At 54.7% G+C, this 23,244-nt stretch carries 24 protein-coding genes; 14 read left to right on the top strand and 10 right to left on the bottom strand.

What is annotated here, in order from left to right; genetic code table 11:
* Positions 1 to 98 precede the first annotated feature (98 nt).
* Both J3U87_RS34320 and J3U87_RS34315 read left to right on the top strand, forming a co-directional pair.
* Complete coding sequence (locus J3U87_RS34320; protein ID WP_237380616.1) at positions 99 to 353, top strand: hypothetical protein; 255 nt, start codon at positions 99 to 101, stop codon at positions 351 to 353.
* Positions 350 to 1,174 (top strand): hypothetical protein, encoded by an 825-nt coding sequence (locus J3U87_RS34315; protein ID WP_237380615.1) that lies wholly within the window; start codon positions 350 to 352, stop codon positions 1,172 to 1,174. The genes J3U87_RS34320 and J3U87_RS34315 overlap by 4 nt, the downstream gene beginning before the upstream one ends.
* Before the next feature lie 224 nt (positions 1,175 to 1,398).
* On the opposite strand, the gene J3U87_RS34310 is transcribed toward J3U87_RS34315, so the two are convergent.
* From J3U87_RS34310 to J3U87_RS34295, 4 genes are all read right to left on the bottom strand, one after another.
* The gene (locus J3U87_RS34310) at positions 1,399 to 2,169 is read right to left on the bottom strand and encodes a tyrosine-type recombinase/integrase (protein ID WP_237380613.1); all 771 of its coding nucleotides are present in this window, start codon (positions 2,167 to 2,169) and stop codon (positions 1,399 to 1,401) included.
* Between the two features lie 6 nt (positions 2,170 to 2,175).
* Positions 2,176 to 2,679: an integrase arm-type DNA-binding domain-containing protein gene (locus J3U87_RS34305; protein WP_237380611.1), complete on the bottom strand. Its 504-nt coding sequence runs from the start codon at positions 2,677 to 2,679 to the stop codon at positions 2,176 to 2,178.
* 325 nt (positions 2,680 to 3,004) lie between these two features.
* Complete coding sequence (locus J3U87_RS34300) at positions 3,005 to 6,079, bottom strand: tetratricopeptide repeat protein (RefSeq protein ID WP_237380610.1); 3,075 nt, start codon at positions 6,077 to 6,079, stop codon at positions 3,005 to 3,007.
* Positions 6,069 to 6,662 carry an ECF-type sigma factor gene (locus J3U87_RS34295; protein ID WP_237380608.1) on the bottom strand — a complete coding sequence of 198 codons (594 nt, stop codon included), beginning with the start codon at positions 6,660 to 6,662 and terminating at the stop codon, positions 6,069 to 6,071. The genes J3U87_RS34300 and J3U87_RS34295 overlap by 11 nt, the downstream gene beginning before the upstream one ends.
* 408 nt (positions 6,663 to 7,070) lie before the next feature.
* On the opposite strand from J3U87_RS34295, the gene J3U87_RS34290 reads away from it, so the two are divergent.
* From J3U87_RS34290 to J3U87_RS34245, 10 genes are all read left to right on the top strand, one after another.
* A complete protein-coding gene (locus tag J3U87_RS34290) occupies positions 7,071 to 8,144 on the top strand; it encodes a hypothetical protein (protein ID WP_237380606.1) in 1,074 nt (357 codons plus the stop codon).
* 3 nt (positions 8,145 to 8,147) lie between these two features.
* A complete protein-coding gene (locus J3U87_RS34285) occupies positions 8,148 to 9,446 on the top strand; it encodes a hypothetical protein (protein WP_237380604.1) in 1,299 nt (432 codons plus the stop codon).
* A gap of 72 nt (positions 9,447 to 9,518) precedes the next feature.
* Positions 9,519 to 10,289, top strand: coding sequence for a J domain-containing protein (locus tag J3U87_RS34280; RefSeq protein WP_237380602.1), 771 nt, complete (start codon positions 9,519 to 9,521; stop codon positions 10,287 to 10,289).
* 27 nt (positions 10,290 to 10,316) lie between these two features.
* Positions 10,317 to 10,655, top strand: coding sequence for a hypothetical protein (locus J3U87_RS34275; RefSeq protein ID WP_237380601.1), 339 nt, complete (start codon positions 10,317 to 10,319; stop codon positions 10,653 to 10,655).
* A gap of 63 nt (positions 10,656 to 10,718) precedes the next feature.
* Positions 10,719 to 11,093: a hypothetical protein gene (locus tag J3U87_RS34270; RefSeq protein WP_237380599.1), complete on the top strand. Its 375-nt coding sequence runs from the start codon at positions 10,719 to 10,721 to the stop codon at positions 11,091 to 11,093.
* Entirely contained in the window at positions 11,090 to 12,166 is a 1,077-nt protein-coding gene (locus J3U87_RS34265) for a relaxase/mobilization nuclease domain-containing protein (protein WP_237380597.1), read from the top strand. Before J3U87_RS34270 ends, J3U87_RS34265 begins: the two co-directional genes overlap by 4 nt.
* Positions 12,167 to 12,445: 279 nt before the next feature.
* Positions 12,446 to 12,862 carry a hypothetical protein gene (locus J3U87_RS34260; RefSeq protein ID WP_237380595.1) on the top strand — a complete coding sequence of 139 codons (417 nt, stop codon included), beginning with the start codon at positions 12,446 to 12,448 and terminating at the stop codon, positions 12,860 to 12,862.
* A gap of 166 nt (positions 12,863 to 13,028) precedes the next feature.
* Entirely contained in the window at positions 13,029 to 14,507 is a 1,479-nt protein-coding gene (locus tag J3U87_RS34255; RefSeq protein WP_237380593.1) for a type IV secretory system conjugative DNA transfer family protein, read from the top strand.
* Between the two features lie 266 nt (positions 14,508 to 14,773).
* The gene (locus tag J3U87_RS34250) at positions 14,774 to 15,163 is read left to right on the top strand and encodes a hypothetical protein (protein WP_237380591.1); all 390 of its coding nucleotides are present in this window, start codon (positions 14,774 to 14,776) and stop codon (positions 15,161 to 15,163) included.
* 492 nt (positions 15,164 to 15,655) lie between these two features.
* Positions 15,656 to 16,564: an SMP-30/gluconolactonase/LRE family protein gene (locus J3U87_RS34245; RefSeq protein ID WP_237380589.1), complete on the top strand. Its 909-nt coding sequence runs from the start codon at positions 15,656 to 15,658 to the stop codon at positions 16,562 to 16,564.
* Between the two features lie 120 nt (positions 16,565 to 16,684).
* Here J3U87_RS34245 and J3U87_RS34240 read toward each other — a convergent pair whose 3' ends face one another.
* From J3U87_RS34240 to J3U87_RS34215, 6 genes are all read right to left on the bottom strand, one after another.
* Positions 16,685 to 17,407: a DUF7450 family protein gene (locus J3U87_RS34240; RefSeq protein ID WP_237380588.1), complete on the bottom strand. Its 723-nt coding sequence runs from the start codon at positions 17,405 to 17,407 to the stop codon at positions 16,685 to 16,687.
* Positions 17,408 to 18,042: 635 nt separating this feature from the next.
* Positions 18,043 to 18,549, bottom strand: coding sequence for a nuclear transport factor 2 family protein (locus J3U87_RS34235; RefSeq protein ID WP_237380586.1), 507 nt, complete (start codon positions 18,547 to 18,549; stop codon positions 18,043 to 18,045).
* A gap of 273 nt (positions 18,550 to 18,822) precedes the next feature.
* Entirely contained in the window at positions 18,823 to 19,854 is a 1,032-nt protein-coding gene (locus J3U87_RS34230) for an NAD(P)-dependent alcohol dehydrogenase (protein ID WP_237380584.1), read from the bottom strand.
* 93 nt (positions 19,855 to 19,947) lie between these two features.
* Positions 19,948 to 20,166 (bottom strand): helix-turn-helix transcriptional regulator, encoded by a 219-nt coding sequence (locus J3U87_RS34225; protein WP_237380583.1) that lies wholly within the window; start codon positions 20,164 to 20,166, stop codon positions 19,948 to 19,950.
* Between the two features lies 1 nt (position 20,167).
* Positions 20,168 to 20,617: a hypothetical protein gene (locus J3U87_RS34220; protein ID WP_237380581.1), complete on the bottom strand. Its 450-nt coding sequence runs from the start codon at positions 20,615 to 20,617 to the stop codon at positions 20,168 to 20,170.
* A 374-nt stretch (positions 20,618 to 20,991) separates the two neighbouring features.
* Complete coding sequence (locus tag J3U87_RS34215) at positions 20,992 to 21,501, bottom strand: MerC domain-containing protein (protein WP_237380579.1); 510 nt, start codon at positions 21,499 to 21,501, stop codon at positions 20,992 to 20,994.
* A 377-nt stretch (positions 21,502 to 21,878) separates the two neighbouring features.
* Here J3U87_RS34215 and J3U87_RS34210 point away from each other — a divergent pair, with 377 nt between their 5' ends.
* Together J3U87_RS34210 and J3U87_RS34205 are read left to right on the top strand one after the other, a co-directional pair.
* The gene (locus J3U87_RS34210; RefSeq protein ID WP_237380577.1) at positions 21,879 to 22,766 is read left to right on the top strand and encodes an AraC family transcriptional regulator; all 888 of its coding nucleotides are present in this window, start codon (positions 21,879 to 21,881) and stop codon (positions 22,764 to 22,766) included.
* Positions 22,767 to 22,836: 70 nt separating this feature from the next.
* Positions 22,837 to 23,235, top strand: coding sequence for a VOC family protein (locus tag J3U87_RS34205; protein ID WP_237380576.1), 399 nt, complete (start codon positions 22,837 to 22,839; stop codon positions 23,233 to 23,235).
* The last annotated feature ends 9 nt before the right edge of the window (positions 23,236 to 23,244 follow it).

Here is a 23,244-nt window from a genome sequence, read left to right as displayed (position 1 = left end):
CGGGTCTCGTTCTCCGGGTCAAAGGTGGGTTCGTTGCCGATAGCGTCAACAACACCCTTAAACCAGCCACGGATGAAGAACTCAACGCTTTTGAGGCCATGAAAAAGCTACATGACCCACTCGCCCCCATTGATTGGTTAGCCAAATTCCGAAAGGCAACTGAAAAAGGGTGCGCTGTGCAACATAAAAAGCAACGGCTGGACGTATTTTCTATGAGTTGGGTCATTCAGGTTTTCGACTCCCTTTCTTCCAAAAAGCAAAAGGCATTCCTGGAACAAACCAAAAACGACCCCGCCTTAATGATCGCAACCGCCTGGAAACTCCACAGCAAGGCGAAAGAGGGCAAAGCATGATTCGCCCACGCAAAATTCAGCTCATTCACACCCAGCTACGCGCCACACAAAACGGCGCCACCCTGAACTATCTCATTTTGGAATCGGACCAGGCCGCCAAAACACACATGGCCACAACCCAGTGTGGCGGATACCGCCGAGGTAACCGCGTTTATCCGTTCAACTGGGACCCCCGCACTATCCAGCTTCTAGAGACACAGGAGGCAAACAGCGTGTTCAGCGAAATCACTATTCAAAACCGAACCTATCTCACCTCGCCGCTGCTCTGCCTTGGGGAGTTCTCAGGCGGAATCCGCGAGGCGGCGAACATTCGCTTTTTGGAACGCTTAGGTTTTCTTAACCCGCCTGCCAAAAATGACAACGACCCACGATTAAAAATCTATTGGCATCCCTTTGAGGAACGCGGGGATAGGATCGGCCAACACAATCCAGACAGCGACATACGAAAACCGCTTTTTAAAGCCTATTGGGGTCAAAACACCGTCCAGGTGTTCATCGAACAAGGGTTAGCCGAGACACATGGGCTTTATTGCCTCCATGACTCTCCGGTCTTTGACGACTCTCTTCTAGCCGAAATTGCAGGTGAATGGGAACGGGAAGATTTCCAATGGATAAGTGAAGCAATTGAACGCCACCTTGAACATATCAATCCCAACCTTGCTAAAGGTTGGGCAGCCAAAACCGATTCGGCTGCTTTCCATCTTTACGCGCAAGCCAAGGAACACACTGGCCTAACCTATGATGCAACTCAAACGGAACGTGGTTTTTGCAACACTGAAATAGACCAGCTAGCCAACCAAATCGCCTTGTCCCTCACCTAAAACTCAGCGAAAACCAGAGAAGGCGCGGCCGGGAATTCCCCCAGCCGCGCTTTTTTCATTTTCTTTGACGGAAAATCACAGGCTTTTGCACATATGAATACATGTGGAACCCGGTTCAACCTGCCGCAATGTGGTCAACTACCTACCGTTGTTAACCTGGTTCCACCGCTTCCTTTCCCAATGGCTAACACCAGCGCCGCATATGCAGCACCGGCACTATCAGTTCACATGCTCCCCACCGCCATCGGCAACAGTTCCACGCGTTCACGTTCCCAGTTGGCGAGCTTCACCACTTCAGCTTGGCCAGGCAAACATAACTCGCTTTGATGCTCGGCAAGCCATTCGTTGCGCAATTCAACCAGTCCATTGGAAACCGCCTCAAATTCATCACGCAACGCGCCGGGTTTAAAGCGCTGGAGCATAAAATAGCTGCGCTCGTTTACCGATTGTCCCCTAGCTGAATGATTCAGCATTTTTTGCACAACAGGGAATGAAATACCCACACCCACCTGTGCATAACAACAAAAGGTACGCCGGTGAGCATGAGTTGAAAATGGATAGCCCAAAATGGTGCTTTCAATCTCACGGCTTAAATGCGATTGCAACACAATGTGCGGGCTTTTGCCCCCCCCAACAGGCGGAAACACCATAGGGCTTACCACCGGCGATCTCATGCGCGCTTCTAAAAGCAATTCCTTGGTATGAGGAGTGAGGTACACCATGTGTGGACGCTTGGTTTTGCTGTGTTCAGCGGTGATGGTTACCACGCCCGATTGAAGGTTCACACAATCCCAAGTCAGGGTTGCCGCTTCATGAAAACGAAGCCCGGTAAAGAGGCAAAGCAAATAAGCGCGGTAATGGCTAAGTGCGGATTTTCGCCGCGAGTTTTTAATCCAAAACTCTAAAAAGGCCACATACTTACCCAAATCTTCGAAGCACACCACCGCGCCTTCTTTGGGTTCGTATTTCCAGGCATCACCTAAAATAAATTTCATTTGGTTTTAAGGGCTTTGGGGCAACATCGGCACGCCATAACGCAGATGGACATTCCGGTTAAGCTCCCAAATCCCATTGAATAGCCTCATTGCGCTTCTAAGACTCGTCATGTCTGATGATTCCAAAACAGCTTGAGCCATCATGTTCGCCGTTACCTGTTCCAAGTCGAGTTTCGCCCACCTTGAAAGGTGATTATTAAATAGATGGCGGTACACAGTCAGCGTGGAGTTGCGAAGCACCTGCTTTTTGATGTCGTAGAATTTTTGCCACGCGTCCAGCACCGTAAACCCCACCATGTTCTTATTTTCTTCACGTGGGTCCCTGCCCTGATCGCATTGCGCCGCCAGCGCGCGCGCGTTCTTGCGAGCCTGATCCACCCCCATATATGCAAGGTTACCGACAAAGAACGTGACAGGGTTCTTTTGACCTTTGATGCGTTTTTGCAGGTAGAAACAGGATTTTTGTTTTCCGATCTTGCAGAAAAGGCCAGGCGTAGCCGCATCACTCACCCGGACAAAGCTCTTGCCCGGCGGCAGTGTTGCTTATTGAAGACATCGTGTTGTAAATTTCATGGAAAACCCCCAGAAGATTGGGGGAAGCGCTTCCCAACGCCGGGCATGCTGTCATACACTCGGCTTACATCCTCACGATATATGGTGATTAATCATGAGTAAAGCCACCCCCTCTTTACCGTCTTTACATAACCTAAAAATCTGGTTTTAAGAGAGTTTGGTCCATAGCAACGATTGTTGATTAATCAGGACAAATGGTTCTCAGGATATTTCCGTAATCCCGAGATTTCTTGCTCTTGTGCCATTCGTACCAAGCCGCCGTTTAGCGAACTTCGTAATGCAAGATATTGCTTTTGGGTCGTTTATTCGGCTCGACCTCTGCGTATCGGCCCATATTGGAGGTGGCAGCCTCCCATAGCCCTTTCGCCTTCCCTTGCTTCCAATGCCGTTCCGGCAACCGCAGATTGAAAATATCCAGTGCACAATGGGCTGATACAGCAGCCTCATCGAATCGATCCTGAGCCAGTTCAATCTGAGCCAACATCATCAGCGCATCACCTGTCCATGGATGATCCGTCCCAAAAGTTGCCGAAAATAGATCGAGGGCCTCTCTCGCACGATTTTCCGCTTGTTGGAGATCTCCCCGGGCCAAGGAGACCAAGGCCAAGTGTTCGACCATTCGGGCAATCTTATAATGCCGGGATGGTAACTTGGCGCGCGCCATCATCAGCGCCTCAGAAATGAGCAATTCGGCCTGTAGTAACTGTCTTCGCTTGAATGCCACCTGTCCCAAGCCCCAAATACTGAAGGCAACGTCCACATGCTGGCGTTCAAACACCTCAAGGCGGCTTTCTAGAAGCGAGTCGTAGATTCTTTCCGCTTCTTCGATCCGATCATTTTCCAGATAATACTTGGCCAAAGCCGCATCAAATTTCCAGGTAGAGGTGGGCTTTTGCTTGAATCCTGGCGCAAAAAACTTCAAGCATTTTTGCAGGCTCTCGCCAGCCAGATCCAACTGGCCGAGGTCATGTTCGAGAAGTCCTTTGGTATTCAAGCAACAGCCCCAAAATACCCGCGGTTCGCCCTGCAGATGCCTCCAATCTCCTCCCGTCAATTCATCAACGATGATCCGAGCTTCCTCCAACACCTCAAGGCCCTTTTCGTATTCAGCGTTGAAACGATGACTCAATGCCAATTTGTTGAGGCTCAGTAATTGATCGGGATGCACGCTGTTCCAAATTTCCTTTCGAAGGTTCAACCCCTCGGTAATGACCGACTCCGCTTCCTGGTATCTGCCGGCTCGCATTAAATAGATCCCAAGGTTGTCAAGGGCCGTGGCAAAACCAGGTGTTTCCTTGCCTCTATGGAACTTCCGGAACATTTCAACGGCTTTTTGTTCAGAGGTAACAGCCTCTTCCAAGTGTCCACTCAAATAATGCAGGGCGGCCAAAGTGTGGTAGGTGAGTGCCAGTTTCGGATTGGCCTTGTACAGCCGTTCCCGAATGGTGATTGCTTTTTGGAGGTGTCGCCTGGCGAGAGGAAGTCCCCCAGGTTCTGAACCATACAAAATGGCGAGACTGTTGTGACAATTGGCTATGTCGTCTTCATTTTTTTTCGGGTGACACTCAAAAATTTGCAGTGCTTTCCAATATAGGGCTTCCGCTTCTTCCGTCCGGCCCAACTCTCTCATGAGCCCGGCAAGATTGCTCATATTAGTTCCCACCTGCGGAGCATCGAGTCCCCAGTGAGCCTGTTTTATTTCCAAGGCTTCTCGGTAGCACTTTTCTGCCTCCTCAAATCGACCCATTTCGTGATAGGCCAGACCCAGATTGTCAAGGGAGGTGCCTGCAAAGGCATGCTCTTTTCCCAATCGCGCACGCCGACTGCTGAGTGTTTTCAGGAACAACGAGAGTGCTCTCTCATGAACACCCATCCTCAGGAATACGAGGCCAATGGTTTCCTGGAGAATTTCCTTCACCTCGGGTTGCGCCTGAAAACGGCGCTCGATATCACTTGCGCCCCTTTCCACAATGTCAAGCGCGGTGAGATTCGGTAATTCCCCTCTCTCAGGATCCGACACCTCAAAAAGGTCTATCAGAAAATCCACCGTCGCCTCGGCGCGATCACGTTCAAGCCTGGTCTGCTTTTGTTCCTTTGTGACCGCGAAGTATCGGACCGTGGGAATTGCGACCGCCAGAAGGAGCATCGCCGCGGCGACAAAAACCCGCCATCGGCAGCGGCGAACGAACTTGCGGGCCACGTATGTCCATGTGTTGGAGTGCGCGAAGACAGGTTCTTCTCGGAGGAATCGTGCAATGTCCTCACGAAGTTCCCTGACTTCTTGATAGCGATCGTCCGGCTTCTCCCGAGTGGCTTTGGTCGCAATCGCATCAAGTTCGACGGGAATATGGGGCTCGCGTCGCTGAAACAGTTGCCGACGTTCAGGGAATGGTCGTAGCTCGCTCGGTTTGGGGAAACCGGCCGCAGGGTTTGTGGGTTTGGCGTCATCGGTGGTATCCATCCGCGCGGTTCTCGGGTTCACGCCCACCAGTAACTCGTAAAGCAGGAGGCCAAGCGAAAAGATGTCAGCACGAACATTCAGCGGCTCTCGGTTGAGGGCTTCCGGACTGGCGTAGGCCGGTGTTCCAACAAACTGGCCGGTATGGGTGAGACGCTGCGGCCTTTGGTGTTCCGACATAACCGAGTCAGGCTCTTCCCGATCCAGGAATTTGGCAATACCGAAATCGACGAGTTTCACGTGCGAGTCGGACACCTGGACGAGGACGTTGTCCGGCTTGATGTCCCGATGGATGATCAAGTTTTGGTGGGCATGCGCCACCCCATCACAAACCCGAAGGAAGAGAGCAAGGCGGCTGCCCACATCCAGGTTCCGTTCCCGACAAAATTCGGTGATCGGCTGGCCTTCCACATATTCCATGACCACGTAGGGAATTCCCTCGTGTTGACCCAGCCTATAAAAATGAGCAATGTTTTCATGGTTCATGCGCGCCAGGGCCTGGTATTCGCGCTGGAATCGTGGTTGCCCCCAACTGCCCACAAGGGAAGGGGTGATCATTTTCACCGCGACCGTTCGTGCGGGCTCCAGCTCCTCACCCAGATAAACTACCCCCATGCCGCCATGTCCGAGCTTTTTGAGCACCCGAATATCCCCAAAAATCGCTCCGGGTATAAGCTCGTTCCCAATTTCTGAATCCGCCAAGGCTTGAGCCAGTTCCCAACGGCAGTGCAGCTGGCGAATGGCCTGCTCCTTCAAGCTGACATTTCCAAAAAACCTTTCCTCAAGATAGGCCACGGCGGAAGTTTGGTCCATTCCCTCAGCGTGGTCAACCGCGGCCATCACTTGGCGCTCTCTCGCGATGGTGGAATCAGACAACATGGTTCGGCACCTCCGCGAGTTTGGTTCGAAGCCAAGTCATGGCCTTTTTGAGACGCGCCTGGGCGGTAGCGGTTCCGCATCCAACCAAAGAGGCGATTTCTCTGAATGAATGGTTTTGAAGTCGTAGGTCAACCACCCGATAGAGGTCGGCATCGACCCGCTTCAGATCCCCCAGAGCCTCTTTGATCGCCAGATAATCGAGGTCGAAGCATGTCTCTGTTCCTCCATTGAACTGTTCCCATTCCTCGAGGGAGAGCCGATTCCCTTCGGGTCTCTTCGCCTGCTTTCGCCGGTAGTTGAGGATGATGCGCAGCATGGCGACCTGGACAAGGCCGAAAAATTCACGGGTATTTGACCAGGATTCCTTAAACTTGTCCTTTTTTAGCAATTGTAGATAGAACTCAGCCACGATGCTGGTTGGGCTGATGGTTCTCGCCGAATAGGTTCCCTTCCAGAAATTGCGGTGCAGATGACCAGCTTGTTTTTTGAGGTCGAAATAAACGGCGTCGAAGAGCGCATCCAGTGCACCCGGCTTACCCATGCGCCATGCCTCAAGTAGTCCCAATAGCTTCCCTTCATTCACGAGCTGCCTCCACGTATTCGCTTCATTCGGATGGAAGGACTTTGAGGGCCGGGTAGTTTTTTTGGCTTTCAGCCGTACATTTCACCCTTTTCGGGTGTGTAGGCAAGTAGCTACTTAACGTTAAACGTTCAAACATCTTCTAAATTGATTACTCTGTCTTTTAAACTAAAAACGGATAAATTTGAATTTTCCAAAACATCATTAATCATCAACAGGATATTATGTGACATAAAGCACACTTTTTCGCTAGCAGTCAATCGATCCATTGGACCTGATCAGTTTGGTCGACCCGCCTACCCAATCAACACCGAGACAACGAGCTTTTATCAGAACATTTTCGAGGCATGCACTGGCCCGGTCCATCCACAGCCGACATAGGTGCGTGCGGCCGGTTCAAGGAGCGGTCGCATGAAACAACTGACTTCTAATTCAACAGAAGACTTCCTTCGTAATCTCGAAGGGCTGTCCCCATCCAATCCTGACCGGCCATCCAAAGCAACCGGGTTCCCGATTCAAGATGATGTGTATATCGAAGACGTTGTGGATGCAGTCGTGTCGGGCGCCCTCTCAACAAGTGAAGGGCTGGCGCGGGTGGAGAGCCAGCACCGTCGGATAATCGCTAACCAACAAGAACCGGACGTTATTCGCTGGCAAGGGGAAAGATCTCGGCTCGCGAACCAGAAAACCCTCACCGAAGACAAAATCCGACACGTCCAATCGCTCATCAATCAGAATCCGGAAACCATCGATCGCGTTGTTGAACGAGCCACCTACAACTGGGATGCTCTTTCGCGCGCCCAGTTCCTTTTCAACGTGCTGGTATTTTGCGTGTTACAAGCCTATGGAATCACCAATGTCTCGCTGTTCCTAAGGGCGAATAATCTCGCGTACATGGACGATAACCTCACCGCCATTTTCGGTTCTTTGGTGTACGGCTTGGCGATGGTTCTAAGTTCCTTTGCGATCAAGGCCTTGCACGGACATCTTAAAACCACCAAAGCCAAAAGCCAGTTGCTCGCAGCCCTGTTCGGGGGCTTTTTCCTCCTGTTTATTCCCTTTGTGTTCTGTTTTGTCTGGGCAAACATGGCTGACACTTCCGCTTCCGGACTATTTGATGACCCGGGTTCGGGGATGTTCCTCCCGCGGCTGACGCTGTCGCTACAAATACTGTGGGAGTGGCTCCTCTCCGGAATCCTTTGGTTGTCTATGGATTCACTCTGGCACTCACGTGGCCGGCACCACCAAACGGTTATTCACGTTCGCAATCCTCATCGAGCAGGTTTGGAACGCGAACGTGATGGCTTGGAGGAGGAGCACATCGCGATAGAAGCCAAGCTTACCCAGATCGACCGGTATCTCTCAACGCAAGCTCGCTCGGCAGACACCTTTGTATCCCAAGCAGTCGCCGACTTCTGCCGGCGACTCACACAAGCCGCCAACGCACAGAAAAACAACCTGTTGAAAGATCTGAATAAGGAGTGAATCATGAGCACCTTGGTATTGATGGCTTTAACCTTCGTCTCTTTTGGGAACGAAAAAACCGACCTCGTTGAGCTTTCACTCGCTCCACCGGTTGATGCGCGAGCCGTCGAGCGACTGGTGGGTCACTGGCTGTTTGAGACATTTACAACCGGAGACGTTCTCATCATTACTGAGGGGCTGAGCCGCAACCGGGTCGCCACCTTCGTAATTGATGAACAGGTCGGGGCGAAGTCTCCCGCTTTGCGCCGGAAGATGATCCCTGCCAAGTACCGCGCAGAGTTCTCCAGCTTGGGAAGATTCCTGCGGGCGCTCGCTGCTGAGCAATCTGAATCATACCAAGCCCCCCACCTTCTGCGATCGCTCGATGCTCTTTCGACGCGACGGGCAGAATTCCCCGGCAAAAACATTCACTTCGTTTTTGTGGGCTTTCCGCTGGTACTCGACCCCAACCCCGTCTTCTCCATGGCTCCGTGCCGCTATCCGAATGATGCCCACCTGTCGGACCAAGAATCCATCTACCAAGTGAAAAATCGCGCCGGAACACTTGCCGGAGTCACCGTCCACATCATCTCCACCGAACGGGTTTTCTGTGAATATGCGATCGATACCCATCTTGCGGGTGTCAATCGCTTTTGGGGACTGTTTGTTGCCGCTTGTGGCGGCAAATTTGTCGGGGTCAAGAACAACCTCGATCACCTATCTCGCTTGAAATCTGCGTACTACCCGGCCGTCACCTTTGAGGTCGATACCAGCGTCGACAAAATGGATTCGATCGTGATGGAAACGCCGGCAATGGCCGAGGAAGCGACCCGACAGCAAGAAGCCCTGTGGCAGCCGGTCACAGAGAATCCACCTCCGCCATCACCGAGTGGGCAGCCGCAGCCGGTGGAAATCGGTATTGCCTGGTCCTCAACCGGTTCGGTAGACCTCGACATATATGTGACCCACAGCGATGACGACGGCGAGCTGAGCTTCCGCAATCGGGCCACGCAAGCGGGTACCTTTCACCGCGACCTGGTCTCTCCTCCGGGACGTTTTGGGGAACGCGGGTTTGAGACAGTGTCCTACCACAGTCCCATGACCATTGAAGGGTTTCAGCCGATCGCCATCAACCATTTTGCGGGCCCAACTTCTGATCCGATCCAAGCCGAGATCCGCATTCGTTTTGGCTCCACAATCTACTTTAGATCTTTTTCACTTCCGCCAGGATCTGGGAGTGGTGCGAGAGGAAGGAACACACCCGATCATTCCGCGTGGGTAACGATTGATCCTGCCGCAATCGTCGGACGCAATGTTCGTTGATGCGTCCTGGTGCTTCGGGCCAATTCCTTCCGGGACCGTTCCGATCACCCCGCTAAACTCCAGGGAGGAGTCATGTTAACGGATGTGTTGGCTGTCTACGCCTTCTTCTTCATTCTCGGCTACGTCGGCGGACTCCTTTGGAGGGTATTGCGATTCACCCTCCTTCGTCTCTGTTTTTTGTTTGTGTTCGTGCTCCCCTTCCTACAAAAGCTGGAGACCGGCGAGATGCCGACGGGATGGTGGATGCTCGCAACTGCAGCGGGCGTAATCTGGGCCCTCCGGGACATGCTGATGGCATTGTCGTACGGGACGGAGGATCGATGGTTCGAGTTGCGGGAGCAGACCGGGGGGATGGGAGCTGTCCTTCAATGTTTGATCCGCGCTTGTTGGTGGCCGGTGGCATGGATTGGGATGGCCCTTGTCGGGTTTCGGCGCTTCGTGGTTTCGATTGCTCGAGCAATCTGGAGATTCTTTGCGTCGATAATCACCATCACCGATGGGAAGACCCAGACCCCCCATGCTCCCGCCTTTGGCCAGGCACAATACAATCCCGGCTCCGGCCATTCTGAGCAGTCTCAGGAAGATTCGCCATTTGAGAACACCACTTCCCGGACTGGTCGGGACAACCGAGTCCACAAAGATGACCCCTATCAGATTTTGGGCGTATCACTGGACGCCACACCGGACGAAATCAAACGCGCCTACAAGCGCCGCGCCGGGCACTGTCATCCAGATCGCGTCAGCCACCTTTCCCCTCGGCTACAGGCCGCAGCTGCCGAAGAGTTTCGCCGCCTATCAGTGGCCTACAGTCAAGCGCTTCAATCGAGCGGATTTCGCCATTAATTGCTGGCTTCGGAACAAGGAGGAAGTATGTCCGACGATCATTCAGCCAATGCGAAAGAGAGGATACGCGACGCTTTGTATGATCTGAACCACACCATCGGAGAAGAAATTCAGGGACTGCTCTCCCTGCTCGTTACCGGTCCAACTCCAAAACAAAAAAAGCCCTGGTTCTGGTGCAAGCACAGGCCGCAATGCAAAGACCGAAACAAAACGAAAGGCGAACGAGCCGGAAAACAAGAGCGGAGCAAAGGTAAGGGCTCCACCAAGTCAGAACCGCAATTCTTCCCGCGGGATCCGGCGCGTCCGCGAGAGAGGATAACCTTTTTTCAATATGACAGCGGGCCGGATCGTGAACCAGAACGCTAACCCAGAACCACGCCTTCTCATGTCCCAAAACCCATCGGACTCAAGGAGATAAGGAAGGACGCCGTGAACGAACAACGCCGCGCATATATGGCCGGGTATCGTCGCCGATACCGACGCCTCAACAAGCAGGTCAACGTCGTGTTCGCCCGTGGTGAATTCACGAACCTCGCGCGGGCAGCCAAGCAGCGCAAGATGTCGATTTCTGAGTTCATTCGTACGGCTGCGGCCAAAGAAATGGCACATCGTCGGGAGACTCCTCCAGAAGTGGTGGCAGAGTGGGTCCGTCTCAATACCGCTGTTCGGGAGGTTGTCAACGCCATTCGGGAGATAGCGCAACACGCTCCGCAGGTGGCCTACGTCGTCGATGACGGCCGGGTATTTGCCCTTCTCAAGAATCTGATGGACGAACTGCGAGCGCTGGCGGAGAAGCCCTCATGATCATTCACTCAATGTCCCGCAAGACCGCTTCATTCGGAGAGCTCATCACGTACATCGATCGGGGTGCGTCCTCCTCTCGTCAAAAGCCCTATATGTATGTATGGAACCTGTTCGGGAGCGATCACGCGGCGATGACCGTGGAATTCGAGGAAAATTCGCGCCTGGTCAAGCGTCGTCGCAATGGCAACCGGCTCTACCACGAAGTGGTCAGCCTGCGGGTAAGCAACGCCATCCCCTTGGAGCAGCAATACCGGATGTTGCATGACCTGGTCGGCGATTACATACGCATGCGCGCCCCCGGCTGCCTGGTGTATGGTCGTCTCCATACTGAACACCAGTTTGACCCGGACAATCCACACATCCATTTTCATTTGGTCGTCAGCGCCAATGAGGTTGGAAAGTCCCGGCGGCACTGGCTGTCTCGCAAGGACTTCGGTCAGATACAGCGTTCGATGGAAGCCTATGTGTTGCAACGGTATCCGGAGCTGGACCAACCTGCGATTTTCACCAAGCCAGGAGTTGGAAAGAATCGGGCAAGGGGGCGCATAAAACACCATGCCCGTCAATACGAGCGTCGAACTGGACGCAAGTCCCGGAAGCGCCTCGTCCAGGAGGTCGTCCTCGAGGCTTTGGAGGTGGCTGGCTCTCGAGAACAACTTGACGCCGCCCTTTCGCAAGAAGGGTTCGCTTTGTATCACAGGCGCAAGCACACCGGCGTGCGCTGTCTCGAAGATGGCCGCAAGTACACCTTTGGGACCTTGGAAGTCGAAGCGGCGTTTGCCAAAAGACAGGAATTTTGGCGAAACGGGCCGTCAGCAGACAGTGATCGATCCAACCCCGGTTCGTCCGACATCAAAGAATTCGGCAACTTAACAGGCTCCGATACCAGCCTGCAGGGAGGCTCCATGCGCGATCGTTTTCGATCCAACCAAAATCGGGATCTCTCCAAGGACCTCCAATCCAAGCTCGAAAAGCAGCGGTGGGAGGAGCTTTGCGCCATGCGTGACCGGCAGAAGCAACGGAAAAAGGAACTGGAGAAAGAACAAGATCGCTTTTTTGACCTCGAACGATAACCCCACAAGAAGGAGGGCTAGATGACCGACCAACTCAACAATTTTCGTTTCGATCGCATGGAAACCGGCACCGCTCCCATCCGAGAACCCGTGCGTGTCAACGACCCGATTGCCCAGTACGAAGAGCGGTTGCGGTCTTGGAGAGAAGAGCTCAGCCAAACTCTCCAAACACACCATGCACGATCCGTCGATCACCTACGGGCATTGGATCGTCGCATGCGTGAATGCTCCCGTGGACACGAGGACTCCCTTGAGCCGGATCGGTAATAGGTGCGATCCATGAACGAGCATCAGTTTTGGGTTCGATTCGAAAAGGCTCTGGAAGACCAACAGGAACCGGATGGTCGCTTCGACGTAGCGGACGCCCACATGCAATCACAAAGAGAAAGGGAGAAGCGCATGAATACCAAAGACCCCGAAAACGAATACTATCGCGATCCGGAAGTATACGATACCCATGATCCTCAGGCCGAAGCCGTATACCGTGTCTCGGGAAGCCGTTATTCCCCGAACCGCTGGCTGGATCGCTTCGAAGACCTCTCTGATCTGGATTCTGATCCAAAGCCCTGGTGCGGAGCGAGTGCAACTAAACCCAGACAAGCCAAAATCGAAAAGCCCATACGCGACCCCCGGATGCAACGACGCAAAACGCGCGACTCTCCGGATTATCTCCGGGAATGGGATCCCACTCCCTAGCCTTCAGTAAAGCACGTCCACCTTTGCCCGGAGAAGCTATTGAAGAGGGTCGACCAGCCTCTAAGAATCGCCAACTCATTGGTCCACAATGGTGTTGGATGTGCCCTCTCATGCCGGTCGGCCGCTCCAATCCTTCCCGGTAGAGGAACAGAAGAAGGAGCAAAAGATGCTTTGGAATGCGGTGAAAAGTGCCGCGAAGTTCGGGGTGGGATACGTCTTGACGAATCGTAAGGGCGGAAAGCTTCTCAGGCCCTGGCAGGCGCGCCATCTTTTATCCCACAGGCACAGAGGACTTGTGGTGGATGGGTACAAGCTGCGACTGAGCGAAAAATCCTGCTTCAATCACTGTGCATTGATCGCTGGAACCGGGTGGGGCAAGACAACTTCTTTTGTCATCCCGAACCTGTATCGGTTAGCTCGATCCCTTTGCAGCCTCGTAGTAACCGACCCCAAGGGGGAGATTCACGCCCTGATTGGTGGGTACCTGCGTCAACGTGGATTCCACGTGGTGGTATTGAATCCCGCCAATGTGGATGCAAGCGACCGCTACAACCCCTTCGCGCATATCCGTTCCAGTCGAGACCTCAACCGAATGGCTGCCGTCATCATGGGCTGGAAGGACAGCTCAAGAGAAGAAGAAAAATTCTGGATAGCCGGCGCAGTGGAGATATTCTCCATTTTGGCCGAAGCCCTGATCCGGAGGGGATCGAGATGCTCAGGGCTTCACAACGTCTATCGGCTGTTGTTGAACTTTGGGGGTGACGGACGCCCCCTTGATTCGTTCATGGTTAGGACCTGCAACCAAGGTAACCGCGAGGATCACCTGTTCAACCGGTATCTCGGGTTCGTGGAGGGAAACGCTCGCAGTATCCAGACCTTTGTAACCGTTGCCGGCAACGCACTTCGAGGGATGGCCGATGTCGATTTCGCCCGGCTGCTTGGAAGCAACGACGTTGATTTCCGAACGTTGCGAACCGAGAAAACCGCTGTGTTTTTGTGCATCCCTCCAAACTCGAGTGAGTATCAACTTATGGTGGACTTGTTTGTGAGCCAACTTTTTGACGCTCTGATGCAACGTCTGCCAAGCAAAAAAGAATTGAACGTGTACTGTTTCCTCGATGAATTCGGGAATATGAGCTTGCCCAACTTCGGATCGACCCTCACGACCATTAGGGCCTATCGCGTGTCGATATCGATTCTCTTGCAGTCGCTCTCTCAGCTTGAGGACCGCTACGGAGCTTCCCAAGCCAAAACAATCCTACAGGGCGGCATCGGTACCAAGATTTTTGGAACAGCCGAGGCAGAGACGGCCGATTATGTTGAACGCATCATCGGCAGGCGCCGAGGGGAGGCCTTCTGGCGTAGCCCTTTGGATCCGGTCTACGAAGTACCACTACTGAGTGCTGCGGAAGTTCGCGCCCTGGACGAACGGAAAGCGTTACTCGTGGCTCGAAATTCCCCGCCGGTATTACTGGAAACAACCCCTTGGTACGAGCAGCCGGAATGTGTCCGCCGCCTGAAACGGGCGACCCGCCGGGAGAAACGTTTTGTGCGTGAACGTCGGCCGGAACAGCCTATGTATTGGGTCAACGTCAACGAAGAGCGAACAAAAGGCCACAAGACCAAAATGAAGTCGTCTGAGTGATGCCTCCCGATTCCCCCGTTCCAAGTCGAAGTGTTGGTGACTTCCCGCAGTGGTCAACGTGGCACCGGTTTAATCCTGGGACCGCCTCTATTTCAGGCGCCCGACAGTTCTAGATCTGGGGACTTTCAAATACCAACACCACAAGTGATTGGCCTAAATCGATCCCAGCTGACTGAACCCAAACCACCATTCCCCGATTCGAACCGCCGCTCTGCAAGGTTTACTTTCCTGCAACCACAAATGTCGCTGAAGAAGGAGCCGGAAAAATGAAAATAGAAACAAATTACGTCCTCAAGAACATCATGGTCAATGCCATCCTCAAAGCCCGCATCCTCTCCACCCCGGAAGAACTCGATGCACTCATCGACACCACTCTTGAACAATTCCAAAGAGCCAACACCAGCCAAGACGAACTATTGACCGAGAGGCAAGTATCAAAGCGCTGGCCGTTCCTCGATGTCCGCAAGCTGCGCAACATGCGTTATCTCGAAAGGGGGCCGACGTACTACAAATTTGGTGGAGGCCGCAACGGACGCATTTTCTACAAACCCTCCGATATCGAGAAGTGGATTGCCGAACATGAGCAGTTGGAGCCCATGCTCAAGCGCGAGTTGCAAACGAAAGTCAACCACTCTCTCGCTCAGGTTCGTCCCTAATCCCCAACAGTTCCAACATTCCATCGTCTTTTATCAAAAGCTCCCCCAGAGGGGGCTTTTTCTTTTTTTTTGAGGGCAAAGGCCAAAAAATTGACCCAGCCACCAAAACCAACTCCCTTTGTAAAAACCAGCCTGTCTTTTGTAAAAGCTTGGTAACGCACTGTTCTGTCGGAAATAGGGCGGAAAGTGAAACGGAGAGAATGGCAAGCTGATCAAATCAAGTGGTTTAGACCTGAGAACTCAAGCCCTGGGCGGGCCCGGCATCTACTGCGACGATGCCCCTCGCGTAAATGCGGGAACTCCCAAGCGATTCGCTTCGATTAGCTACCCACTTGAAACCTAGGCCCCCGGCCTGAGTAACGACTCCGTTTTCCAAAGCTCGGAAGACGAGTGCAGGCCCGCTTCTCCCGATTTCCGGTCCACGCAATCTGGTATGCTTGGCGCACGTCTGCTTCGGTTTTTCGCCGCTTTGCGGTGGCGGGAGGGTGTTCGGTGTATCTTCCCACCCTGTTGTTTTTTGTCGGCCTGCTGCCAGGAGCGGCTGTCGAACCCCATGTCGACATGGCCTACGACCAACTCGGTCGGCTTTTCTTCACGATCGGGGACTCCTCCGGCCACGCCGTTCTGTACTACCTGGATGCCACCCGGCAGGCCCACCGGCTTCCCCTGAAAACCAAGGCGGAGCGCATCGTGTTCGGCCATGATCCGGACGGCGTCCTGTACGGTGCCGAGACCCGCGACTACCGTCGATGGGGCGAGTATGAAGTGTTGATTTGGCGCGTCGACCGAGGCGATGCCGCGCCGGTGCTCGAGACGGTTTGGCCCACCTGGCGGCGTTTGGGTCCCTTCGAATGGTTTGCGGTCGACCGAGAAAAGCGTTTCTTCCTGAGTTTCGGATCGGTCATCATGCGGGGGGAACCCGGCAAGACGATGGAAGTATTTGCCGGCGATCGCGGTGGCGGCCCTCTCGCGGCAAAGGCTCCGGCGACGCGCGACGGCAAGGGCAAGCAGGCCCGCATCGGGAAGGTCGCCGGAATGTCCTGGGACGGCAAGGGCTCGCTTCACTTTTTGGACGGGGATCGCCTTCGCCTTTTGAAAGCCGACGGTGGCGTACGCACGCTTCCCTGGCGGATCGAGGATTCCCCGCGCGGAAACCTGCGCGACTTGACCTGGGACGGCAAAATGGGGTTTTTTGCGTTCGCAGGCGCAGAACCGCGCTTGATGCGATGGAATCCGGGCGAGTCGCTGCCCGTTTCGACACCGAAAGGCTGGCGGCCCGCGGCCGTTGCGTCCCGCGGCAAAACGTTGGTCGTTTTCGAACGCCATATCGCCAACCCGACGCAGTTTCGCATTGTGCGGGTGCGTGGAGACAAGCGGACCCTGCTGTTTTCCAAACGGTGAGGTCGAGACCTCCGGGGGCTGTGGTAAACCGGGTGGCGACGGCGCAAAAAGGACGGCAGGAGATCTTTAGGATCGTTCGCGACCCCCGCCGTCCGCTTCAGCGTTTCATGCGTGCCGGGTTCAGTACGCTTCCCAGAACAACTTGGCGGATGCGCAGCCCAACAGTTCACTCACGCGCGTCTTCATCGGCTTGCGACCGAACTGGTCCACCGTGGGTCGATAAAAATTGCGGGTGATGGGATCCTTGTCGTAGAAGACGATATGGTCCTTTGGGTTGTTGATCGGGAAATGCTTGTCGTCGTGCAGCTTTTCCACCGGAACCGCAAAGTAGCGTGGCCGCATCGCCACGTTTCCTTCGGAAGTGAACTGGTCGCGGATGAACACGTCCTTGTTCACCCGCTCTCCCTGCAACACCTCGTAGACCTTGTAGTGATCCAAACGATGGGGGAACTCACTGCCCGGCTCGATCTTCTCGGTGGGTACCAACAACCAAAACGATTCGCCGATCGTCAGGTCGAAGGTCCCGAACTTGTTTTGCACCACTACGCGCCGCTTGGGCTCGGGATCCCCCATGGGATCGAAGTGGTACCAGCTCAAGTGGGCGAACTTGTCGTTGATCGGGTCGCCGTTCACTTCGGCGGGATTACAGAATCTGTAGAACTCATACACGTATACCGGTTGCCAGTCGTGGTCGAATTGACCGAACAACTCGACTCTGGCGCCCACCCTTTGGGGATCGACCTGGTAACACAGGTACTCGTCCAACTGAAAGGGTTGGGCCCAAACAGGACCGACATTCAGGAAGAACAGAACGGAGAACATGACTTGGAGCATGGTCTTCATTTGCGTTACTCCTTGTGCAAAAAACACCTATATGGTTTGACATTGATTCTTAAGTGCCGGCTCGCCAACGCCGGGCGACAACCGCCTGCGTCGCGACTCCGGTTTTCGGCATTCTGAAACGATACGAAAGGTGTTCGTGGGAAAGGACGAATCCAAAATTTGAAGGAGCGCAGCCAACTGGAAAGTAGTGGTTGCGAATTTCCTTGATAGCTTAAATTTTGATAATTTTACATTGGTTCGTCATTGTGTGAGTGGGTTGATTTCGAGGAAGGTTTTGAATTTTCCTGTTTAATTCTTCCCCTGCCCATAAAAAAGGGACACCCATCGAGGATAATCCACGGGTGTCCCTGTATTTGCTGTCGTTATTCGGCTCTGGCCGAGCTTCTTCTTGTGCGGCGGTCTAACTGGTGTTCATCCAGAAACAGGATTTTTCGGGAATGGTATCTCTGAATCGGCTGGGTTGCCAACACCAACTGGTATCAGCACTCAGGTATCAGGTGTCAGCACATCACCGATGAACAGGTATCTTGCCGAGACCTGATGCCTGATCGCGTGCCTATCCAGCCGGACCGCTTGGGTTGTAAATTGGATTTCGTTTCAGGACGGGCACCAACTGATGGATGGCTCCGTTTCGATCATTTCCGCTTCCAATCCGCGAATCCCTCGTGGAAGTCCCACGCGGCCGCGGTAATTCGCCAGGCACCGTTGATTTTGGCCAACATGCACACGTCGTAGAAGTCGTCGGCCACGGCGTGCACCACGGCAATCGCCTTGTCCTGGTAGACGATGTTCAACTCGCGCACCGACCGGCCTTTGGCCCAGGCCTCGTTTTCCGCAGCAAAGGCGATCAACCACTGAGCGTTGAGAATGTCCAGTGTTTCCGTTTGGCTGGATTTGCGTAACGGTTTTACGCGGTATTTGAACAAGTTGGGGTGCAGTGCCCGCTTCACACGTTCCGGGTTCGAGGTGAATTGGCCCTCCTGGTAGTCGCGTACGGCGGCCAGAATCGCGGCCTTGTCTGCGGCGGCCACGTCTGTGATGGCCTTTAAATCGGGTTTGCCGTCGGAGTCGCCGGCAAGCGCCGCCCAACTACACATGTTCCACATCGCGAACGCGAACAATAAACCGAGTCGTATCTTCAAGACGGTTCCTCCCTGTCTGGTAGTGGATTCATCGAGGACCTGGTGGGGTTCGGGACGCAAGGGCATTATCGCTTTTTTTTCGCACATCGTCCCGCTCACCCGCGGGGTGCAGGATCCGGCGATATCCGCCCCATCCTCGTGGATTTCCGGTGATAAAGAAGGAAAACGTTGCCGTTGCGGGGTTTGTTCTGAAAAGGTAGCGGTCGTGCCGAAAACCAGAACTCGTTTGCCATGACTTTGGTTTCGGGGTAGGGCTCGCCTCGACGCTTCGTTTCAGACGGCCGCCAATTCCCGTTCCGAACGGGCTCGAGCCTCGGCCGGGATCTCGTTGTCGATCGACACCAACACGCTTCCCCGGTGTTCGCCGTTGTCGATGTAGCGGCTGGCTTCGGCGGTTCGTTCCAGGGGGAAAATCTTGTCGATGATCGGCACGAGGGCGCCGCCGGCCATCAGGTCGCGGATGGAATCGAGTACCTCCGGGCTTTCCGAGCCCAGGCCACAAATGACCCTTTTTCCACCAGAGCCGGACGTTCGGTACATTTGCCATAGGTGCCGGAGGCCGAACATCGCGAGGATGTGGATGCCGCTAGGTGTCAACGAATCTTTGAACTTGGCGAAGGGGGTGAGGTCCGCCATGTCGAAAATGATGTCGTACCTTTTGCCGTTCCGGGTGAAATCCTCTTGGGTATAGTCGATCACCTCGTCCGCTCCCAGCGCCCGAACCATGTCCATCTTGGCCGTGCTGCACACGCCGGTCACTTCGGCGCCGAAATGTTTGGCCAGCAACACCGCCGGCCGACCCAACCCGCCCGAGGCCCCGTTGATCAGCACTTTGTGTCCCGGCTTGATGTTGGCTTTCTGCATGAAGCACAGGGAGGTGCCGACGTGGATGGGACCGATGGCCGCCGCGTTCTCGGGGCTCACGTTGTCGGGTTTGTGGGTGATCATGCCGTGTTCGGGCATGGCCACCCATTCCGCAAAAGCACCGAATTGCATGCCGGTAAAGCCGAACACTTCGTCGCCGATCTGGAAGCGGCTGACGCGCTCGCCGACATCGACCACCTGCCCGCTGAACTCGCCGCCGAGAATGGCCTGTTTGGGTTTGACGATGCCCATCATCATGCGCGCGGGCACTCGCATGAGCGGCCAGGGAGTCTTGCCGCTGCGGGCTTTCGAGTCGCCGGTACTGATGTGGGTCACGTGGACCTTGATCAAGACCTCGTCGGCCTTGGGGCTGGGGCGGGGGACCTCTCTCAATTCGAGCACGTCGGAGGATCCGAATTTTTCACGAACAATCGCTTTCATGATACCGAGCCTTTCCGCATTGATTCCATGTCTTGCCCAATGCGCCTGGCAATCTTTGGCAACCTTTGACGATCTGTTGCAGGTTGAAGGGTTTCAACTGTCCGCTTCGAACGAGAAGACCTCCTGAAGCGGTCGGTCGAAGGCGTTGGCGATCAAGAAGGCCAACTCCAGGGAGGGCGAATATTTGGCGTTCTCGATGGCGACGATGGTTTGCCGCGTGACGCCGACCTGTTCGGCCAATTGTTTCTGCGTTATCTCGTCGTGTTCGAAGCGCAGTTTACGGATGTTGTTGCGGATTCTGCATTTGGCCATCTCAGTACCCTCGACGGTATAGGATCAGTTTGGCGATGTAGCCCGCGATCATGCCCATGAACATCGAGGTGATGATGAGCAGGAACACCATGTGGGGTTCCCAAATCTCGATGGCCAGGATGCCCATCGCAGCCAGGAAACCGAAACTGAAGGTCGTGGAACTGACCTGCATGCTCTTGAGGGCGATGAGCTGTTCGCGCTCGTCGGTAAGGATGGTTTCGGTCTCTCTCGTCACCGCGGTGTGGATGACGGAGAGGACGACCTGCACCACCACGGTGACCGCGATGGTCGTCACCATCAACACAAAGGAACTCTTGCCCACGAGACTGCTTGCTTCGGGGCCCACGAGGCGACCTTCCTGGTGCATGCCGAACACGTAGAGGGCGTAGAACGCGAACACGATCAGGGCGCTCGCGAGTGAAGCCACGACGCTTTTTTCTTGGTAGGACATGTCCATCTCCTCGTGTCTGAATGTCTGTACACGAAGTCGTGTCTGTTGGACATAAAGTATGGCATGTTTGACTTTTGGTCAAATATTTTTTACACGCCATGGAAGCAAGGGGCCATCAAGACACAGGTCGAAATGAATTCAAGTGGTTGAGGATAAACACCTTGCGTCATCTGGGCGAAGTGATAGGGGACTTTCAATCATGGAGACCGATCGAGAACTGCCCACACTTGGGGAAAGCTGGCATTGGTGGGTGTCCCCAATAGCTGGTATTGGTGGGTGTCCCCAATAGCTGCTCCCCAATCGCTGGTTGTGGATGTCCCCAGGCACTCCCCATTACTTCGAGTGCCGGTTCGAGACCGGCAACTTGCTTGGCCTCACGGAGTTTGGAGTGTTCTTGTCGCCGCTCGGTGAATGCATCTCCGGTTGAAAAGGTGGGCGCCGGAAAGGAGAACGGATCCCAGCACGGTAAGGGACGTTTCGACGGGTGTCCCGAAATGCTCGAAATGTTCGGCCAAAACGGTGGGTGTCCCGGAATGCCCCATCCCGAAGCGCTCGGCCAACGCCCCCAGAACCAGGAGAACCGTGCCGAGGGCGCCCCACACCACGACGGCGATCCTGCCGTGGTGCCTGAGACCACGCCACAAGGCGACGAGGGCGATCGGCACGATGACGACCAGGAAACCGGTGTGGACTCGCTCGTCGTGAATCTCCGGCAAGGCGGGCATCGCAAGGAGAAGGGGGAGCAGCGGCAGCAAGAGGCAATGGACCAGGCAGAGTGTCGAAAGTCCCACGCCAAGCACGTCCAGGGCTGGGTGCGGGCTTTTTGTCGCGCAGCAGGTGGGGTGGTCTTCTCCCGAGGTGCATTGGTTGGAAGGGCGTCGCATGTTGTTTCCACCACCTTGTGGACCGGTTGGGCGCGTCGCTGCGGCTGTGTGGCTCCCAAAGTAAGGGGACCTGGACCATGGAGCGGATGGCCAGGTCCCAAAATGGAAGAGCCGTTTCATGAAAACGATATAGCATTATCATTTTTGTGTCAAACCCCAAGCAAATTTGCATCTTGGCTCACTCCGCCAACGTTTTGACCTGCTGCCCACCCGACGCCGGGTCGTTTGATCGCTTCCTGGAAAGTCGGGTTCGAACCGCGTGAAAAAACCCTTACACTATGGATCAGTTCCCGATTTGAAAACCATCGCATTGCAACGGGCACCGAAACGGGTTCTGGTGCCTTGCCCGGTGATCGACCAAACGGAGGAGGCTCTTTTTGAACACCTCGCAGAGCAGGCCGGCCAAGGCCGCGGATGTCAAAGGTATGGATTCTCACGAAAACTCGTTTTCCTCGGTCATGTTGATGCCGCACCCCCGCCTGGCCGACCTGGTGGATTCCTACTGGGTGTTGCGAGGCCAGGCCGATCCAACCGTCGGCCAGGCCAGCATGTATCCCCTGGGTTATCCCATGATCGAGTTCAACCTGGGTGATCGATGGATCAAGAACGCCTCCGGTGGCGCCCCTGCCGGGGCCATCGACAGCAACATCATGACCATGAGCCCCCGACCGCTTTCCATCAGACCCCTGGGCCGGATTCACACGGCCTTGGCGCGGCTCCATCCCCTGGCGCTTTACAAACTCATGGGCACCGAGGTAGGGGTGTCCCCGGTCCTGGAGGCCGAAGCGGTGTTTGGCCGATGCTTTCGGGAGACTCTGGAGCAACTGGACTCGAGTGCGCAGCCGGCTCGAATCAAACAAGTGCTCGATCGGTTTTTTCTGAATGCGTTCACCCGTTCGCGACTGGTCATCGACCGGCGCATTCAGTACCTGTTGGGGCAAATCATCACCCATCGTGGAACCCTCTCGCTGCGGGATGCCGCCGGAGAACTGGGCCTCAGTCAAAAGCGGATCGAGCAGTTGTTCGGCCAGCACGTGGGTCTCTCACCCAAGGCCTTTGCAGGCATCGCTCGGTTTCAGTACGTGCTCGCCGCCTATCGCCCGGAGGTGGACCTGACCACGCTCGGTCAGATCGCCGGGTTTTACGACCAATCCCATTTCATTCGCCACTTCAAGAAGCTGGCCCACTGCCCGCCCCGGACCTTTTTCGCCCAAAAGTTCGGGCCGACGCATCGGATTTCGAATTTGTACAATTTTTCTCGGTGACGGACGGGTAGGCTGGATGTCGATGCGGCGTTTCGGCGCATCCAGATCATCCTGAATCGAGAGGTATGGAATGGCGAACCAGTTGATGCCCTATTTGATTTTTCCGGGAACCTGCAAGGAGGCCCTGACCTTCTATTGTGACTGCTTGGGCGGAGAAATTGCCTTTTTGCAGACCGTTGGCGAATCTCCGCTGAAGGTGGACAATGCTTGGAGTCATCGCGTGTTTCATTCCGAGTTCCGCGTAGGTGAGGTCCGTTTTCGCGCTTCCGACAATATGCCGAACCAGGAATTGGTCCACGGCACGAACTTCGCCCTGTTCGTGACCTTCGCGGAAAAAGAGCGACAGGTTTCGGCGTTCGAGAAGCTGGTCGAAGGCGGCAATGTGATCATGCCGCTGGAAGGCAATTTCGGCATGTTGTGCGATCGTTACCAAATTCAATGGATGTTGGTGCACGATACCGAGTCCTGACCGGCTGCC

Origin of the sequence: Sulfidibacter corallicola (assembly GCF_017498545.1) — a bacterium.
Lineage (GTDB): Bacteria > Acidobacteriota > Holophagae > Acanthopleuribacterales > Acanthopleuribacteraceae > Sulfidibacter > Sulfidibacter corallicola.
The sequence above is the reverse complement of the archived record's forward strand: the minus strand, read 5'-3'. Positions and strand labels throughout refer to the sequence as shown.

Coding starts and splice junctions, on each gene's coding strand:
- J3U87_RS34310 (WP_237380613.1), bottom strand. CDS start 2,169: ATGAAATTTATTTTAGGTGATGCCTGGAAATACGAACCCAAAGAAGGC.
- J3U87_RS34260 (WP_237380595.1), top strand. CDS start 12,446: ATGAACGAGCATCAGTTTTGGGTTCGATTCGAAAAGGCTCTGGAAGAC.
- J3U87_RS34215 (WP_237380579.1), bottom strand. CDS start 21,501: ATGCGACGCCCTTCCAACCAATGCACCTCGGGAGAAGACCACCCCACC.
- J3U87_RS34205 (WP_237380576.1), top strand. CDS start 22,837: ATGGCGAACCAGTTGATGCCCTATTTGATTTTTCCGGGAACCTGCAAG.
- J3U87_RS34320 (WP_237380616.1), top strand. CDS start 99: ATGAAAAAGCTACATGACCCACTCGCCCCCATTGATTGGTTAGCCAAA.
- J3U87_RS34290 (WP_237380606.1), top strand. CDS start 7,071: ATGAAACAACTGACTTCTAATTCAACAGAAGACTTCCTTCGTAATCTC.
- J3U87_RS34220 (WP_237380581.1), bottom strand. CDS start 20,617: ATGTCCTACCAAGAAAAAAGCGTCGTGGCTTCACTCGCGAGCGCCCTG.
- J3U87_RS34280 (WP_237380602.1), top strand. CDS start 9,519: ATGTTAACGGATGTGTTGGCTGTCTACGCCTTCTTCTTCATTCTCGGC.
- J3U87_RS34285 (WP_237380604.1), top strand. CDS start 8,148: ATGAGCACCTTGGTATTGATGGCTTTAACCTTCGTCTCTTTTGGGAAC.
- J3U87_RS34225 (WP_237380583.1), bottom strand. CDS start 20,166: ATGGCCAAATGCAGAATCCGCAACAACATCCGTAAACTGCGCTTCGAA.
- J3U87_RS34275 (WP_237380601.1), top strand. CDS start 10,317: ATGTCCGACGATCATTCAGCCAATGCGAAAGAGAGGATACGCGACGCT.
- J3U87_RS34315 (WP_237380615.1), top strand. CDS start 350: ATGATTCGCCCACGCAAAATTCAGCTCATTCACACCCAGCTACGCGCC.
- J3U87_RS34265 (WP_237380597.1), top strand. CDS start 11,090: ATGATCATTCACTCAATGTCCCGCAAGACCGCTTCATTCGGAGAGCTC.
- J3U87_RS34240 (WP_237380588.1), bottom strand. CDS start 17,407: ATGAAGACCATGCTCCAAGTCATGTTCTCCGTTCTGTTCTTCCTGAAT.
- J3U87_RS34255 (WP_237380593.1), top strand. CDS start 13,029: ATGCTTTGGAATGCGGTGAAAAGTGCCGCGAAGTTCGGGGTGGGATAC.
- J3U87_RS34230 (WP_237380584.1), bottom strand. CDS start 19,854: ATGAAAGCGATTGTTCGTGAAAAATTCGGATCCTCCGACGTGCTCGAA.
- J3U87_RS34250 (WP_237380591.1), top strand. CDS start 14,774: ATGAAAATAGAAACAAATTACGTCCTCAAGAACATCATGGTCAATGCC.
- J3U87_RS34300 (WP_237380610.1), bottom strand. CDS start 6,079: ATGTTGTCTGATTCCACCATCGCGAGAGAGCGCCAAGTGATGGCCGCG.